Source organism: Corynebacterium mustelae (genome assembly GCF_001020985.1).
GTDB lineage: Bacteria > Actinomycetota > Actinomycetes > Mycobacteriales > Mycobacteriaceae > Corynebacterium > Corynebacterium mustelae.
Genome location: NZ_CP011542.1, coordinates 2524054 through 2539649 on the forward strand (window position 1 = coordinate 2524054; position 15596 = coordinate 2539649).

The 15596-nt window shown below is 53.5% G+C and carries 14 protein-coding genes; 5 read left to right on the forward strand and 9 right to left on the reverse strand.

Annotated elements, in window-relative coordinates; translation table 11 throughout:
* The first annotated feature begins 11 nt into the window (after positions 1-11).
* A complete protein-coding gene (locus CMUST_RS11250; RefSeq protein WP_052844703.1) occupies positions 12-1049 on the forward strand; it encodes a chymotrypsin family serine protease in 1038 nt (345 codons plus the stop codon).
* Between the two features lie 184 nt (positions 1050-1233).
* Here CMUST_RS11250 and glmS read toward each other — a convergent pair whose 3' ends face one another.
* Positions 1234-3102, reverse strand: a complete 1869-nt coding sequence (glmS, locus tag CMUST_RS11255) for a glutamine--fructose-6-phosphate transaminase (isomerizing) (RefSeq protein WP_047262599.1) — start codon at positions 3100-3102, stop codon at positions 1234-1236.
* A 435-nt stretch (positions 3103-3537) separates the two neighbouring features.
* Here glmS and CMUST_RS16065 point away from each other — a divergent pair, with 435 nt between their 5' ends.
* A complete protein-coding gene (locus CMUST_RS16065) occupies positions 3538-4152 on the forward strand; it encodes a ribonuclease domain-containing protein (protein ID WP_407921992.1) in 615 nt (204 codons plus the stop codon).
* 26 nt (positions 4153-4178) lie between these two features.
* On the opposite strand, the gene CMUST_RS11265 is transcribed toward CMUST_RS16065, so the two are convergent.
* Positions 4179-5459 (reverse strand): deoxyguanosinetriphosphate triphosphohydrolase, encoded by a 1281-nt coding sequence (locus CMUST_RS11265; protein ID WP_047262600.1) that lies wholly within the window; start codon positions 5457-5459, stop codon positions 4179-4181.
* A 20-nt stretch (positions 5460-5479) separates the two neighbouring features.
* Positions 5480-6157 (reverse strand): YdcF family protein, encoded by a 678-nt coding sequence (locus CMUST_RS11270; RefSeq protein ID WP_144414202.1) that lies wholly within the window; start codon positions 6155-6157, stop codon positions 5480-5482.
* A 79-nt stretch (positions 6158-6236) separates the two neighbouring features.
* Here CMUST_RS11270 and CMUST_RS11275 point away from each other — a divergent pair, with 79 nt between their 5' ends.
* The gene (locus CMUST_RS11275) at positions 6237-8324 is read left to right on the forward strand and encodes a TPM domain-containing protein (protein ID WP_047263597.1); all 2088 of its coding nucleotides are present in this window, start codon (positions 6237-6239) and stop codon (positions 8322-8324) included.
* Here the strand turns inward: CMUST_RS11275 and CMUST_RS11280 are convergent.
* From CMUST_RS11280 to CMUST_RS11290, 3 genes are read right to left on the reverse strand one after another with little or no spacing between them, the layout of a single operon-like run.
* Positions 8321-8788: a hypothetical protein gene (locus CMUST_RS11280; RefSeq protein WP_047262601.1), complete on the reverse strand. Its 468-nt coding sequence runs from the start codon at positions 8786-8788 to the stop codon at positions 8321-8323. The two genes, CMUST_RS11275 and CMUST_RS11280, sit on opposite strands and share 4 nt — an antisense overlap.
* A 6-nt stretch (positions 8789-8794) precedes the next feature.
* On the reverse strand, positions 8795-9343 hold the full coding sequence (locus CMUST_RS11285) for a hypothetical protein (RefSeq protein WP_236690109.1): 549 nt from the start codon (positions 9341-9343) through the stop codon (positions 8795-8797).
* A gap of 12 nt (positions 9344-9355) precedes the next feature.
* Positions 9356-10741 carry a glycine--tRNA ligase gene (locus tag CMUST_RS11290; protein ID WP_047262603.1) on the reverse strand — a complete coding sequence of 462 codons (1386 nt, stop codon included), beginning with the start codon at positions 10739-10741 and terminating at the stop codon, positions 9356-9358.
* A 698-nt stretch (positions 10742-11439) separates the two neighbouring features.
* Between CMUST_RS11290 and CMUST_RS11295 the strand changes: the two genes are divergently transcribed.
* A complete protein-coding gene (locus CMUST_RS11295; protein ID WP_083987548.1) occupies positions 11440-11805 on the forward strand; it encodes an ArsR/SmtB family transcription factor in 366 nt (121 codons plus the stop codon).
* Positions 11806-12331: 526 nt separating this feature from the next.
* The gene (locus CMUST_RS11300; RefSeq protein ID WP_407922010.1) at positions 12332-12745 is read left to right on the forward strand and encodes a Fur family transcriptional regulator; all 414 of its coding nucleotides are present in this window, start codon (positions 12332-12334) and stop codon (positions 12743-12745) included.
* 70 nt (positions 12746-12815) lie between these two features.
* On the opposite strand, the gene CMUST_RS11305 is transcribed toward CMUST_RS11300, so the two are convergent.
* The 3 genes from CMUST_RS11305 to recO all read right to left on the reverse strand — a co-directional run bounded on the left by CMUST_RS11305 (position 12816) and on the right by recO (position 15506).
* A complete protein-coding gene (locus CMUST_RS11305; RefSeq protein ID WP_047262605.1) occupies positions 12816-13925 on the reverse strand; it encodes a VIT1/CCC1 transporter family protein in 1110 nt (369 codons plus the stop codon).
* 1 nt (position 13926) lies between these two features.
* A complete protein-coding gene (locus CMUST_RS11310; protein WP_047263599.1) occupies positions 13927-14664 on the reverse strand; it encodes an isoprenyl transferase in 738 nt (245 codons plus the stop codon).
* Between the two features lie 74 nt (positions 14665-14738).
* Positions 14739-15506, reverse strand: a complete 768-nt coding sequence (gene recO / locus CMUST_RS11315) for a DNA repair protein RecO (RefSeq protein ID WP_047262606.1) — start codon at positions 15504-15506, stop codon at positions 14739-14741.
* Positions 15507-15596 lie beyond the last annotated feature (90 nt).

The window sequence follows — 15596 nt, forward strand, 5'->3', positions numbered from 1 at the left end:
CAGTGGTAGGCATGCGTTTAAAAAACAGTGATACTCGACCCATTGGCCAGTTCAATGCCAATGAAGCAGAAAAAATCCGACAGTATATCCGAAAGGAAGGGGCGAAATTCCTCCAGGATCCTAATGTCACCTCCGTCGGAATCGGTTTTAAAACCACCGATGGGAAACCCACCGGAGAAGTGGCGATTCAATTCACCGTTGCAAAGAAGCTCAGTCCCCAAGATCTGGAAAAATCGGCATCTACGTTGTTGCCGGAGTCCATCGAGTTCGATCAACTTGTCGTGCCAACCGATGTGGTGGAAGCAGATTTCGCACCCAGTGTTGGCACCTCCACCACAAAAACGCTAGCGCCGCAACAAGTAAGCGACCCGGAACGAACGAAACGCCGGGATCCGGTTGTGCCCGGAATAAGCATTGGTAATCTCAACACTTCGGCAGGTACGCTCGGCGCCATCGTCTACGACAACACGACGAAAGCTGCTGTGGGGCTCAGCAATTGGCATGTACTACATGGCCCGGATTCTGAGGTAGGTATTACCACCGTGCAGCCAGGTGCGCATGACGATCCGAATACATCAAAGAACACGTTGGGGAAATTGCTACGGTCACATTTAAGCGAAGCAGGTGACTGCGCAATCACTTCCATCGAACAACGCGCATTTGACCCCACTGTGCTGCAATTAGGGGTTATTCCTGACTCGATCGGTGATCCGGAATTAGGGGATAAAATCATCAAATCAGGTCGCACAACTGGGGTAACCGAGGGTGTGGTGCAACGCGTTGACGTACTCACCCGAATCGACTTCGGCGGAAACGTTGGAGAGAAAAACGTGCTTGGTTTCGAAATTGCGCCTGCCGCAGCTGGCGGCACCGTCAGCGAGGGCGGCGATTCCGGCTCCGTGTGGCTATATCAAAACCCCGACGGATCCACATCCACCACCCTGGTCGGCCTGCACTTCGCTGGCAGTATCGCAGGCCCCTCGGTGGGAATTGCGTGTTTGCCAGAATCGGTTTTCGCCAAGCTGAATGTCAGCATTAAACCCACATAGCCGACTTAGGCGCTAGGGGCAGGCCGCTTATTACTTAGCGGAAAATGAGTTGAACGACCACTTCAATCCCCTGCCCCACCGTTTCTCGCCAAAGGCGACGCCAGCCACGCCGAATCGCGCTGATTCTCCGTGGGGGCTCAGCATTATGATGTTGCTTTGCGACGCGGCGGCGCTTCGATTTCACTTATTCAACGGTGACGGATTTAGCCAAGTTGCGCGGCTGATCTACGTTATATCCCTTGGCTTCTGCGACGGTAGCTGCAAAGATTTGAAGCGGAACTGTGGCTAAAAGTGGCTGCATTAGCGTTGGGGCTTGAGGAATCCGAATCACATGATTGGCGTATTGCTCAACCGCATCGTCGCCTTCCTCCGCAATAACAATGGTGATAGCGCCCCGGGCACGTACCTCTTGTATGTTGGACACAACTTTGCCATGCAGCGAATCCCTCCCACGGGGAGACGGAACAATGATAAACACCGGCTGGCCTTCGTCGATAAGCGCGATCGGGCCATGTTTTAATTCACCCGCCGCGAATCCCTCGGCATGGATATAGGCTAGCTCTTTGAGTTTCAAAGCACCTTCCAACGCCACTGGGAAACCAACGTGGCGGCCCAAAAACAGCACCGATTCCACGTCTTTCATACTGCGACCTAGTTCCTTGATCTGGTCCTCGGTGTCGATAACTGATTGAATCTTATCCGGAATAGCACGTAGCTCATCAAGGACTTTCAGCACTTCATCGGCAAACATATTCCCGCGTAACTGCGCAAGATACAGCCCCAATACATACGATGCAGTAATCTGCGCCAAAAACGCCTTAGTGGAGGCCACTGCAATTTCCGGCCCAGCATGGGTGTAAATATTCGCATCCGCCATTCGCGGGATCGACGAACCATGCGTGTTGCAGATCGCGATAACCTTGGCCCCTTGCTCCTTGGCATGACGTACTGCCATGAGCGTATCCATGGTTTCACCAGACTGGGAAACCGCGACCACCAGGGTCTTTTCGTTCACGATAGGATCGCGATAGCGGAATTCATGGGCCAATTCCACCTCGGTGGGAATCCGGCACCAGTGCTCAATGGCGTAACGGGCAACCTGGCCGGAATACGCGGCGGTGCCGCAAGCGATGACGATAATTTTGTCGATGGATCGCAAAATAGTTTCATCGATTCGCAATTCGTCCAAAGTCAACCGACCTTTTTCATCGAGTCGGCCGATCAGCGTGTCACGAACCGCAGCGGGCTGATCGTGAATTTCCTTTTCCATGAAGGAATTAAAACCACCCTTTTCCGCAGCTGCCACGTCCCACTCCACCGTAAACGGCGTACCTTCAGCACTATTGCCTGCGAAATCAATGATGTGGTAAGAATCGGCGGAAATCGTAACAATTTGGTCGTTATCCATCTCCACAGCAGACTTTGTGAAGTCAATGAAACCCGAAACATCGGAGCCTAAGAAATTCTCCCCCTCACCAAGTCCGATCACCAGCGGCGAATTCCTGCGGGCAGCAACAATGCGATCCGGGAAGTCCGCATGAACCGCCAATAAGGTGAACGCACCTTCCAGCCTGTTGCAGGTACGACGCATGGCCTCGGTGAGATCGCCAGCCTCAGCAAACTCGGCCGCCAAAACGGTCGCAGCAACTTCCGTGTCCGTTTCAGAGACGAATTCATAACCTGCCACACTAAGCTCAGACTTTAACTCAGCGTAATTTTCGATGATTCCATTGTGAACCACCGCGAGTTTCCCACCAGCAACCACATGCGGGTGCGCATTACTGTCGGTGGGTCCACCATGAGTAGCCCAACGGGTATGCCCAATCCCTAGCAGCGCATCCGGCAGCGGTTGACGAGAAATTTCTTCCTCTAAGGCCGCAACCTTTCCAGCTTTCTTTCGGTGCTCCACGGCTTGGTCATGCACCACGGCAATACCAGCGGAGTCATAGCCCCGGTATTCCAACCGACGCAGCCCCTCCAGTACCACATCTTCTGCATCATGGCCACGACCAGCGATTTCAGGGTTTCCTACATATCCGACAATTCCACACATGCGGCAATCATAGCGTATTTCCAACTCATCGCTTTTATCGAAAACCCGAGAACACAAAAGGTCAGACGTTTTTATGAAAGCATTCTCATATAGACACCCCTCATTGTTCGTGTTTCGCGACTTTTGATAGAAGATCACCCATGGTTTCTACCGCGTCACTACCGACACTCACTGTAAGCCACGCGGTGAACACGTTAGCCGAAACCTTAACTCGACCTATTCGTCTACCAAGCCCCGAAACCAACCACCACACCACGAAAAAGTCGAGTTGCCCCTAGAACCCCAACACAAATTACCCATCTAGCTGGAGATTCCCCGCGCTTATCCCCGACTGCAGCACGGAAATGGAGCAAGTCGGGTAAAAAATCACCTTTGCTTACCATGGCGCCATCAGGTGCTCACTCAGTCCCCTGTTTTCGTGCCACAATGTTGTCTATGTCCGTTCCATGGAAAAAGATCATTCCAGCAGTCATAATCGCTGTCGTTGTTTTTATCGTCGTCATTGCGATTGCCAACTTCGCTACCACCAATCCCTCACAGCAACAGGCTGCTTCGTTCATGAGCACCCAGGAAAGAACGCAGCCGGCGTCGAAAAGCACACAACCACGCGCCGACGCAACCAACCCCAACGCGAAACAACCCAAGGCACAACCAACTGGTTCGGCAAATACCGAACCGCAGCCTGGTAATTCCGCCAAACCATATCCGTCGGAGAAAAACAGCGCACCGAAAAAGGGCTTTGAAGACTTCCCCACCTGCGAAGTGCTGGAATTACCGGTCGAGGCGGAGGACACCATTGACGATATTTTGGCAGGCGGACCGTATCTCTATCCTCAAAATGACAACCGCCGATTCGGAAACTACGAGCAGATCCTGCCGAAGAATAACAAAAACTACTACCGGGAATATACGGTGGAAACCCCAGGACTTCGGCATCGCGGCGAGCGCCGCATCGTCACCGGTGGCGGAACCGAAACTGATCCCGAGGTGTGGCTATATACCGATGACCACTACGAAAGTTTTTGTCTGATACCTGATGCCGAATATTAAACAATCCGCCAGCGTTATTGCCCAGATTAACCCCAGAAGCTGGTTAATTCTGCCGACTGTTTAGCTAGTCTCTCCAACCGCGATTCGGTCATCGACGCGATCTGGTCAACGATTACCCGCTGCCGGGCAGCAGGGGTTTCGGCCTCAAGCCACCAGTGCCGAAACATCGGGTCCAAAGCGCCGGGGGCGCCTGCGGTGAGATAATCCGCCACCCGGTAAATCCGGTCCCGCTGGAAACTCTGACGCTCCATGTGGGTTTTCGTGTCCATGACGTAGAGCACCGCGATGGTTTTCAGCAGGGTCACTTCAGCCATCACCTGGTCAGGAATGACCAACCGACCGTGGGCGCGGCCAATCGCGCCGATGCGGACATTATCCGGATCGGCTTTGGTCGCTTCGATCACCGCGCCGACATATCTGCCCACGAGTTCGGAGGTCATGGCCTTAAGCCCGATATGCCCTCGCAGGCTACCGTCGAATTCCGCTGCGCCGCGTACCACCGCCAGTTCGCGTAGGTGATCGGCCGCGTCCACCATGGCTTCCGGGGTGCCGCCGAAGGCACGGGCACCTTTGTCGGCGAGGTTGGCTAATTCCACGAAATCCCACAACACTTTCAAATCGATGCGTCCCGAGATGATCCCGTCCTCCACATCGTGTACGGAGTAGGCGATGTCGTCGGAAAAGTCCATCGTTTGGGCTTCCATTGCTGGGCTTGTATCGCCATGTCCGTCGCGCACCCAGGTGAGAATATGGCGGTCTTCATCGTAGCAGCCGTATTTCCGGTTGATACTTCCGTCCGGGTTGGTCTTGGTTACTGGGTATTTACAGGCCGCATCAAGCGCAGCACGGGTGAGGTTTAGCCCTACGGAAGTGTGGTTTGGGCTAAGTACCTTTGGTTCTAACCGGGTGAGTATGCGCAGTGTCTGGGCATTTCCTTCAAACCCACCACAGCTATCGGCAACGTCGTTCAAGGCGCGTTCACCGTTGTGTCCGTAGGGTGGGTGGCCGATGTCGTGTGTAAGTCCCGCCATTTCACACAGGTCCGCATCTAGCCCCAAACCGGTACCGATGCCACGTGCGATTTGTGCGACTTCAAGGGAATGGGTGAGTCGGGTTCGGGGGGTATCGCCATCGCGGGGACCAACCACCTGGGTTTTATCGGCTAGTCGGCGCAGCGCGGCTGAATGCAGCACCCGCGCCCGGTCGCGGGCGAAAGGGCCGCGCCCATCGGTGTGGTTAATTAAGGAGCTGCCTTTTGATGGTTCGTCGTAGATGCGAGCAACGTCGTGCGCTAAATAGTGGTACATGCTTTAAAGTGAAGCTTTCGTTATTGTGCGCGGAGTTTTTCGTGGCGGGCTACCCGGGATGGCCGTAAAAGTCCCTGAGCGTAACGAAGCCAATCTTCGATAACGGCTGCTATGCGGCGGCCAAAAACGGCGTGGCTTGCGACAACAAGCAATCCGCCTAATTCGTGACTGAGGCTTAAAAACCACGATTTTGTGGGAAAGGTGGTGGGACAGTACGGGGTCGGTGAGGATATTGCGTTAATTCCCACCAGCCGGGCAAGCACTTCAGCGCGCAGAGCGTGATGCGGATCAGTAACGATCAGTGCCCTGCCAACCACGTGAGGCTTCAGCGCCAGATAGGAACCCAACGTGTCGTTTCCTTCTGGGACTGCAATCATGCAATCGGGATCGACTTTGGCTTTAAGCAGTGTGGTACGACCAACTTCCGCCTCGGTGAATGTATCACCGGGAAGGTTTCCGCCGACGGTGATGATGGTTTGGGTTTGATGTTGGTGCCATAATTCGGCGGCCCAGCGGAGTCGAGCGGCGAATTGCCTGCCTGGGATTCCGTTGTATTGTGCTGTCCCCAAAACGATAATAGTGCCGTATGCAGTGCGAGTTTTATTGGTAGGTCGGAAATGTCCACGGCTAATGATGCCGACCAGTGCGGTACCGATTACGGCTAGTGTGGTGTTAGAAATCACCCGGAGCGCCTTCATAGTTGTAAATCGTAGTGGTTTTTGCCTGTTGCTGGCACTTATGGCTGCCGTGTCGGCCGGTGCGACTATCCTGTATGACATGAATCCTTTTGCTTTAGCTTTTCGACGCCTCACCGTCCGCCGCCTCGGCACGGTAGTGGCCATCGCCGCCGCACCAGTTGTGGTTAGTGGGCTAGGAAATCCGCTTGCTGCGGCGGACACAATTACGGTTATTGCCCAGAGTTCGTCGGTCTCAGTGACAGACGATTCAGGCCGGTTGTCAGAATCCGACATCAGCACCATAGAAGACGCCGCCAGAGAGTATTCCCGCCAAACTGGGGGCGCAGTGTCAATCGCGTTTGTTACTGATGCTTCTGGCACCGATCCGGTTTATTACGCGGAGCAACAACGCGACAGCATGGGTTCGGGACGATACGACATTGCCCTAGCAGTCGCCGACAGCACATATGGGGTGGCTTTTTCCAACCCATTTACAAATTCGGAAACTGTGCAGATTGAGAACGCCACTCAAGGAAAATTAGCGGACGGAGACTTCCCAGGGGCAGCTTTGACCTTTATCTCCACTGCTTCCGAGATTGCTAGCGGAAGGGCACCTGGTGGCGTCGGCGGCTCCGGTACCACCGGCAGTGGTGCGTCGGGAAGCGACGGAGCGGGTGCTGGCGCGGTTATTGGCGGAGTTGGCGCGCTCGCTCTCGCCGGTGGCGGCATTGCCTACGCGGCTAAACGACGCCGGAAGCAGGAACAATCCTATACCGAGGCGACTATCCAGCAGCTTGATGCAACGGACTCCACTTCGGTGGCGCAGCTGGATATTCGATCTTTGGAAAAACTCGCTGAGGAAGAACTGGTCAGCACTGATGAGTCCATTCGCGCGGCTCGGGCGGAGTTAGATCTTGCCGTGGCGGAATTTGGGGCGGAGCGCACCCGCAATTTCACCCGCGCTATGAACCATTCCACCACAACTTTGCAGAAGGCCTTCGCGCTCAAGCAGCGAGTTGATAGCCGCCAGTATGCCAACGAGATCGAAAAACGAGCTTTATTGGCCGAGATCGTATCCAGTTGCGCCCAAGCCGATGATGCCCTTGATAAAGAAGCAGAATCTTTTGCGCAGATGCGGGACTTACTTGTCAATGCACCAGCAGCACTTGACCGGCTCACCCAAACCACCATTGACCTACGCACCCGTTTACCTAAAGCTACTGAGCAGTTAGCAGAACTGAACCGCACCTATCCGGCTGAAACATTGACATCAATTGCAGGCAACGTTGATATTGCCACCGCAGCGATAGACGAGGTGGAAGCAAATGTGACTAGGGGGCGTGAATTAGCTGCGCTTCCGGCTGGCGAGCAAGGCGGATTGGTCGATGTTATTCGCTACGCCGAAACAGCTGCTGATACTGCAAACCGGATGCTAGCTGCGGTGGAAAACGCCCAATCCGATATTGCTGCAGCCAAGGTCGGATTGCCTGCGATTATCAAGGAAGTACGTGACGAGATCGCTGAAGCGAAGTCCATCAAGGCTCAAGGCACCGGGCAGGGCACTGAGCTTAATTGGGAGGCAGTAGATGGCACGGTCGCCCGGGCCGAAACCGCGCTGGAGCAGGCCATGAGTATTCAAAGCTCCGATCCGCTTTCGGCATGGACCCAATTAACTGACATTGACTCCCAATTGGACGAGATGCTCGATCAGATCCGCGCCGGTACCACAGACCATGCCCGCTTACTTCAGGTCTATGACCAACAGTTTGCCGCCGCAACATCAGCAGTGCGGGCTGCCCAAGATTTCATTTCCACCCGCGGCAAATACGTCCAAGCTGGAGCGCGAACCAAACTTGCCGAGGCAGAACGACTCTATGCCCAAGCCCAGCAACTACGAACCAGTCAAACCCGTACCGCTATCAATCATGCGCGTTCTGCCACCTCAACCGCCCAGCAGGCGCTGCGGGACGCACAGCGCGACGTCAATTCCCACAACCGATACAGCAGCGGCGGCGGATCCAATACTGCAGGTTTCATCGCTGGTGTTGTGCTAAGCGAGCTCCTTGATAGCCGAGGCCGCAGCGGCTTCGGTGGTGGATTCGGCGGCGGCGGTTTTGGCGGCGGCGGCATTTCCCGCGGCGGTGGTTTCGGTGGTGGTGGCGGTATCTCGCGTGGCGGTAGCTTCTAGTACCGGAGGTTTTTCACGGCTGCGTCGATGAGAACGCAGCCGTAGCTGAAAAATGCTAGGTCAGCCACGGGCACTGAGACGGCGTCGAAAAGCGAAACCTCCACCACACCGGAAATTTTCGTTCTAATTTTCCCCAACGCCTCTCCAGTTTCCGAACGTATCGTCCGGGTTGTTCGCCACAGCGAATCGCGCTCTAGAGTATATTTCCGATCACCGCAGGTAACTTGCAGTAACCGCACGGTCATGGACGCCTTGCGCAGGGTGAATACCTTTCCGCCGTCACTGGTGGCACGCAACCGCGCAACCCCCATACCAGTACCCACTGCGGATTCAAGTAATAATTGGTTGCCGTTAACTACCAATAAATCCGCATTAACGTGGGCGATTACCTGACCATTGTGGGCTCGCAGCTCGTTATCGACCCACGAAAGCGGCGAAAGTGAAGAATTCGTTGCAGTTTCCATCACTTTCTAAAGTAGAGCAAAAACCACAATCGGGATGATGAGCAGCAAACTCACCGTTAAAATCAATGTACTAGAGCCGAGCTTGGCTTCAAGTGCGGTTCGGGTTACCCACGATAAAAACACCCGCTCAGAGTGGTTTAATCCAGCTTCTGGCTCAAATTCCGTGATGGAACGGCGCACCCCGTTGTTGCCGCCGGAGAATTGCCCAAGTTTGACATCGGCGGAATCAACATACACCCAATCGGCGCCGCCTTCGTTTACAGCAGTAACGGTTTTGCCACCCAAGTCAACATTGATTCGTTTTGCCCGGCTAAAGGTTTTCCCAGTCGCCACAGCCTGGTAAGCCGTTCCATCCGGCAGCGCTGCCGTGATCGTGTTGCCATCATGTGTGAGCCGCCAGGTATCCGAGCCCACCGTAGCCACATTGGCTTCGGCAGCTTCGGCGGAGATCACCTGTGGAAACGTTGCGATTTCCGCATCGGCGTCGTCATGTAAATGCACGACGGCTTCGCCTTTTACTTTTCGACGATCACACCACGCCGTGTAATTCATCATGATCCTTTTCTTCTAGCAGCCAATCAGGCGGGCAGCAAGATAGGCTTCAAGATCGGCAATCTTCACCCGCTCCTGTTGCATCGTATCGCGCTCACGCACCGTAACAGCTTGATCTTCCAAAGTGTCAAAATCGACTGTGACACAGAATGGCGTACCAATTTCATCCTGACGGCGATACCTGCGACCAATCGCACCAGAGGTGTCATAGTCGATACTCCACAACTTACGCAGCTCAGAAGCAATCTTTTCTGCAGTTGGGGTTAAGGTATCTTTCTTAGACAGTGGCAACACCGCAACCTTGATTGGCGCCAACCTGCGATCCAGGCGCAATACCACGCGCTTGTCTACGCCACCCTTAGCGTTAGGAGCTTCGTCCTCATGGTAGGCATCACACAGAAATGCCATCATCGCACGAGTCAAACCGAAAGATGGCTCGATAACATGCGGGACGTAGCGGGTATCAGTATTCGGATCGAAATAAGTGAGGTCTTCGCCTGAGTGTTCAATGTGGCACCCTAAATCGTAATCGGTGCGGTTAGCAACACCCATAAGTTCGCCCCATTCGGAGCCCTGGAACCCGAAGCGGTACTCGAAGTCGATGGTGCCTGCGGAATAGTGCGCCCGCTCCTCTTCCGGAACATCGAACTGGCGGATATTGTCTGGGTTGATACCAAGATCAATAAACCAATCCCAACACGCCTGCACCCATTCATCGAACTTCTCTTGTGCCTGCTCAGGGGGAACGAAGTATTCGATCTCCATCTGTTCAAATTCGCGGGTGCGGAAAATGAAATTACCTGGTGTAATTTCATTTCGGAACGCTTTACCCACCTGTCCGATACCAAATGGTGGCTTCATACGAGCCGTCGTCATGACGTTTTTGAAGTTAATGAAAATCCCCTGGGCGGTTTCCGGGCGCATGTAATGCAAACCCTGCTCATTATCCACTGGCCCCAAGAATGTCTTCATCAAACCGGAGAACATTTGCGGCTCGGTCCATTTTCCTGGCTGGCCAGTTTCCGGGTCCGGCACATCTGCCAACCCATTTGCAGGTGGATGTCCGTGCTTCGCCTCATAGGCCTCCAACAAGTGATCGGCCCGATACCGCTTATGGGTATGCAGCGATTCCACCAGCGGGTCAGTAAATGTAGCAACGTGGCCAGAGGCTTCCCACACTTGGCGCGGCAAAATAATTGAAGAATCTAAACCAACCATGTCAGCCCGACCCTGGACAAAGGTACGCCACCAGTGCTTTTTGATATTTTCCTTCAATTCCACACCAAGCGGACCGTAGTCCCATGCAGATCGGGTTCCGCCGTAGATTTCACCACAGGGATAGACCAATCCGCGACGCTTGCACAGATTGACGACGGTATCAATGACACTGTTTTCTGCCATGTGTGAAATCTCCTTGAATTATTCTTCTGGCCACCTTGAGCCAGGTAACTTGATTACCTTCTTACATAGAAGGCGACCACCGGCGGTCATCGCCTGACATGAGCTTTGCCGCGACAAGCTTTTTAGCAAGGCACAACAGCTATGAATAAGCAACGGTACTTACTGTACTATTTTTGCCTAGGTTTTTCGCTTTCGCTTAGTGCTACTACATCACAGCACACATTCCAGGAGCCACCATGCCTTCAGAGAAGCCGGATCAGCCGTCAAGGCGTGCCCTACACAAAGATTCCCCTCAATCCACTAGCAAGAAATTTGCTACTAATAGATCATTCAAATAATCCCCCAATGGAATATATGTGACAAAATCCATGTATTAACAAAACGGAATCACCCACACTTTGGGGTGATTCCTGCAATGATTCGCATACTTTTTGCAAAAGCTATGGCCTAGGACTTTTCAGTATAACCCCGCCAAGCTGGGAAGTTACAAATAGATAACAAGATACAACTTTTGCATACTCATTTTATTAATAAAAGGGATATATTATTGGCTGCAAGAATGCTAAGCTGACTTTAATCGCCAAAGGCACCCCCACCCCCTCTTGGCAGGAACTTCTTCGGCACCACCTGTAGCCTTCCCTCCCGCCAATCGCCTTGAACCCCGATGACCACACAGACAACTAGGCAGGACGACGATCATGCGAAACGGTGACCAGCAGACTACGACCCGCACTACGCCAACCAAACGCCCCAGTAAACCCGCTCTTCTTTCCGATCCGCAGAAACTCATCGAAACCGCTAACCTTTTCAAGGCCCTGGATTCTTCTATTCGGCTACACATCATTGAGCTTCTGGCGCAACGTGACCACTTCGTCTACGAGCTGGTTGAAACTTTAGGCAGCAGCCAACCGCTCATCAGCCAACATCTACGGGTACTACGCAAGGCCAGCATCGTGGATTGCCAGCGTAACGGGCGACTCATAACATATAGCCTCTGCTGTCGCGACATTCTCAAAGTGATTAATCTGGCCGCTGTAACCTGCAAGAAAGCAAAGCCCAATTAGGTCCGCTTCATAGCTACAGCCCATAACGGCAGCAACCGGAACGCTGCGCACTCACGATTGCAACCCTCATGGTGAATTTTCACCATCGTTATTTTTCAATAAAGCCCCAGCTGAGCACGAAGATGGAAATATTATTTCGTTCAGCTGGACAAATACCCTTTGCTTAATTTTCAATACGCGCCTAGTCTTGGAGTAAGGCGTGCAAAAAATGCACAAGTCCATCGGTTAGTGCCGTCGCTTGTCACCTGTATCAGTAATCCCCTCACCCGGTTTACTTACCTCAAGCACCAACGGCATTAACGCTTGACGACGTACTTTCTTGTCTAGCGTTCGCATCGGGAAACCTCACACACTTCCCAGGAAAACTAGCACTGGAGGTTCATCTCAAGCCACCGCTTCTGGCAGTTTTGTATGGTCGCCATTTTTGTAGTGATACATAATGTCAACCGAAAATACATCCCAGAAACTTTAGTTAGTGCTACTCATACAAGGGTTACCTTGTGAAAGGGACACCGTGAAAAAAGCCATGGAACATACCGTGCCGAAATTAGGTGTGCGCAGTACTCGCCAGCGCACCGCAGTGGTGAATGTATTACGAGAATTAGAAAACTTCGCTTCCGCAAAAACCATCCACCAAGAACTTACAAACCGAGACCTTAAGGTCGGATTAACCACTGTTTACCGCACGTTGCAATCGCTATCGGAAGTTGATGCGGTAGACGTACTACACATGGCTAATGGCGAAACATTATATCGTCATTGCCTCAATGGGGATCACCACCATCACCTGGTATGTACCCAGTGCGGGCGCACCGTCGAAATCGACGGTGGCCCAGTCGAGGAATGGGCAAGCGAAATCGCAACCAAATTCGGTTTCCAGCTTACCGGTCATGACGCAGAAATTTACGGTCTGTGTCAGGCCTGCCTCGAAGCGAAATAACCCAAACCAAAACTAAAGTCGTGGTGGCTTTGTCCACCACGACTTCTTGTGCTTAGTTAACACCTACACGCTAAGTAATCGTCGCCCCAAATAAGCTACCTAAGCCATAGGTAATCCCAGCCGCTGCCATACCGATGAGCAATTGCCGAACTGCGCGCTTGAGGGGGCGCTTACCGGATAAGATGCCAGTGATTGCCCCGGTAAACATCAGTGCGATCCCCACCAACACGATCGCCAACGCACTTGCCCACGCTGACGGAAAATCGAAAATATAAGGTATCACTGGTATCAATGCACCGGTGCCAAACGACATAAAGCTAGAGCAAGCCGCAGACCACGCGCCATTTGATGTGGCGGTTTCTGAGTGGGTTCCTTCCCAAATATCTTGCTCGCCTGGTTGCTTGGTGTGAATATGGGCGAAAACTCGGGCGGCTTTCTCATCCGCCTCGGTGGCGCTCATCCCCCGGGCACGGTAAACCAACGCTAATTCATTCGCGTCGACATCAAGCAGCGTCACTGCCTTCCCTGCCTCCGGATGCGGGTGCGACGCCTCTAACAGCTCGTTTTGCGATTTGACGGAGATATACTCCCCGGCCGCCATGGACAAAGCGCCGGAAAGCAACCCAGAGATACCAGTCAGCAAAATGATATTGGTGTCCACCCCAGAGGCCATCACTCCCAGAACCAGCGCCAGATTAGACACTAAACCGTCATTGGCTCCGAATACGGCGGCACGAAAATTTCCGCTCATCTGCTCCCGACCCCGGGCAGCCAATCCCCGCACAATTTCGGCGTGAATTGCTTCATCGGCTTTCATCTGCTCGGTCGCATCTGCATCGTCGAAATATGGGCTACGTGATTCCGCGGTCTGCATCATCGCCAACGCAAAGACGGTACCAAACCGCCGCGCTAGAAAAGCCATAAATCGAGTAGAAAAGTCGGGGGTACGCGGCATACCTACTTCGTCGCCAAGTAAGGTGCGCCAATGCTGCTCATGCCTAGCTTCTGCCTCGGCCACAGCAAGGAGGATATCGCGTTCTTCCCCGTCTCGTTTACGGGCTAGTTCTCGGTACACGGCAGCTTCGGCGCGCTCGTTGGCAAGATACTGTTGCCACCTGCGGATTTGTTTCTGGGTGGGATTGGAGGCTTTTTCCCCCGCGTTGAGCGGTTGGTGTGGCATGTTATTTAGTCCCCCCAAACCGTCGGTCGCGTTTGGCATATTCGATTACGGCATCAAATAAATCCTGCGGAGTGTAATCCGGAAACAGCTTGTTCTGGTACACCATCTCTGCATACGCCGATTGCCACATAAGAAAGTTTGAGGTGCGTTTCTCTCCGGATGGCCGGAGGAATAAATCCACGTCGGGCATTGTCGGTTCGTCTAGGAATGATTGAAAATTCTTTTCCGTAATATCCTCGGGCCGCAATGTGCCTTCTTGCACCTGTTGAGCAATAGCCCGGACGCCGTCGATAATCTCTGCGCGGCCACCGTAATTCACGCACATGAACAGCGTCATGCTGGTGTTGTTTTTGGTTAATTCTTCGGCGGCTTCAAGTTCTTTGATCACACTGCGCCACAAACGGGGTCTACGACCCACCCACCGCACGCGGACGTTACGCTCATGCAACCATTCCCGTTGCCGAGCCAAAACGTCACGATTGAATCCCATGAGGAACCGTACTTCTTCCGCGGAGCGTCGCCAGTTTTCGGTGGAAAAAGCGTAAGCCGAGAGGTTTTTTACCCCAAGTGCTTGGCACGCCGCGACCATATCAAGCAGCACCGCTTCACCCCGCCGATGCCCTTCTGTACGCTTAAGTCCCCGTTGCTCGGCCCACCGGCCATTTCCATCCATCACCAGTGCGATGTGTTGTGGAATAAACTCCGCCGGAATGTGTGGCGGCACTAGTTGTTCAGTCACGCCTAACATTGTGCCATCTGTCCCCGATTTTTCAATGCCAGATGAATAATTTTTTCGCACAAATTTTCTTAATATTACGCCTGATCTAGCACGTTGAGGCTATGGAGTTTGCGCTCAACATGCCATTGCAAGTGAGTGCGGGTCAAAGTGTGTATGTTATCAACAAACAATTGGCCTTTTCCGCGCTCAAATTGCTCTCCTATTATTTCCCAGGCACGCGTCCACTGGCGAGCGATAAGCAACCACATCACGTGCAAAACCTCTGGATCGACATCAATGGCGCCGGGTAGGCGACATGTAGCACACAACGCCCCACCCGGGGCCGGGTGAAATGCCCCATGTGGGCCAGGCGCGCCACAGTTACCGCACTGGAATAGACTTGGCGCCCACCCGGCAAGCTCCATCGCTTGCAATAAGAACGCGTCGAGCCTAAGCGTTGGCGTGCTGCTAGCTTGGAGGTCTGCCAGAGCATCGATCACTAAATCGTATAGCGAGTCGCCGTCACCGCCGACGTGGGCTAACGCGAGACGTTCGGTGGCTTCAAGTACCGCACCTGCGGCGGAGTAGCGACCTAGGTCTTCGATGATGCCAGTTGCAAAAAATTGCACCGTATCCGCGCCTGTGATGGACTCCAGGCTGCGGCCAGCGTAGAACTGTACATCTAGTTCAATAAATGGTTGCAGCCGGGAACCGAAGCGGCTTTTCGAGCGGCGCACTCCTTTTGCCACTCCTCGAACCAGCCCGCGTCCTTTTGTCAAGAACACGATGATTCGGTCCGCTTCGCCGAGATCATAGGTCCGGATCACCAATGCCCGTTCCCGATATGACTGACTGCGTGCCATTTCGTATCAATGCCTTCGGTTAGCCGGCTAATCGCGTCCGCATCTATATCTCGCGGCGGACCTTGTCGGCTTGTTCTTTAAGGAGGTTAC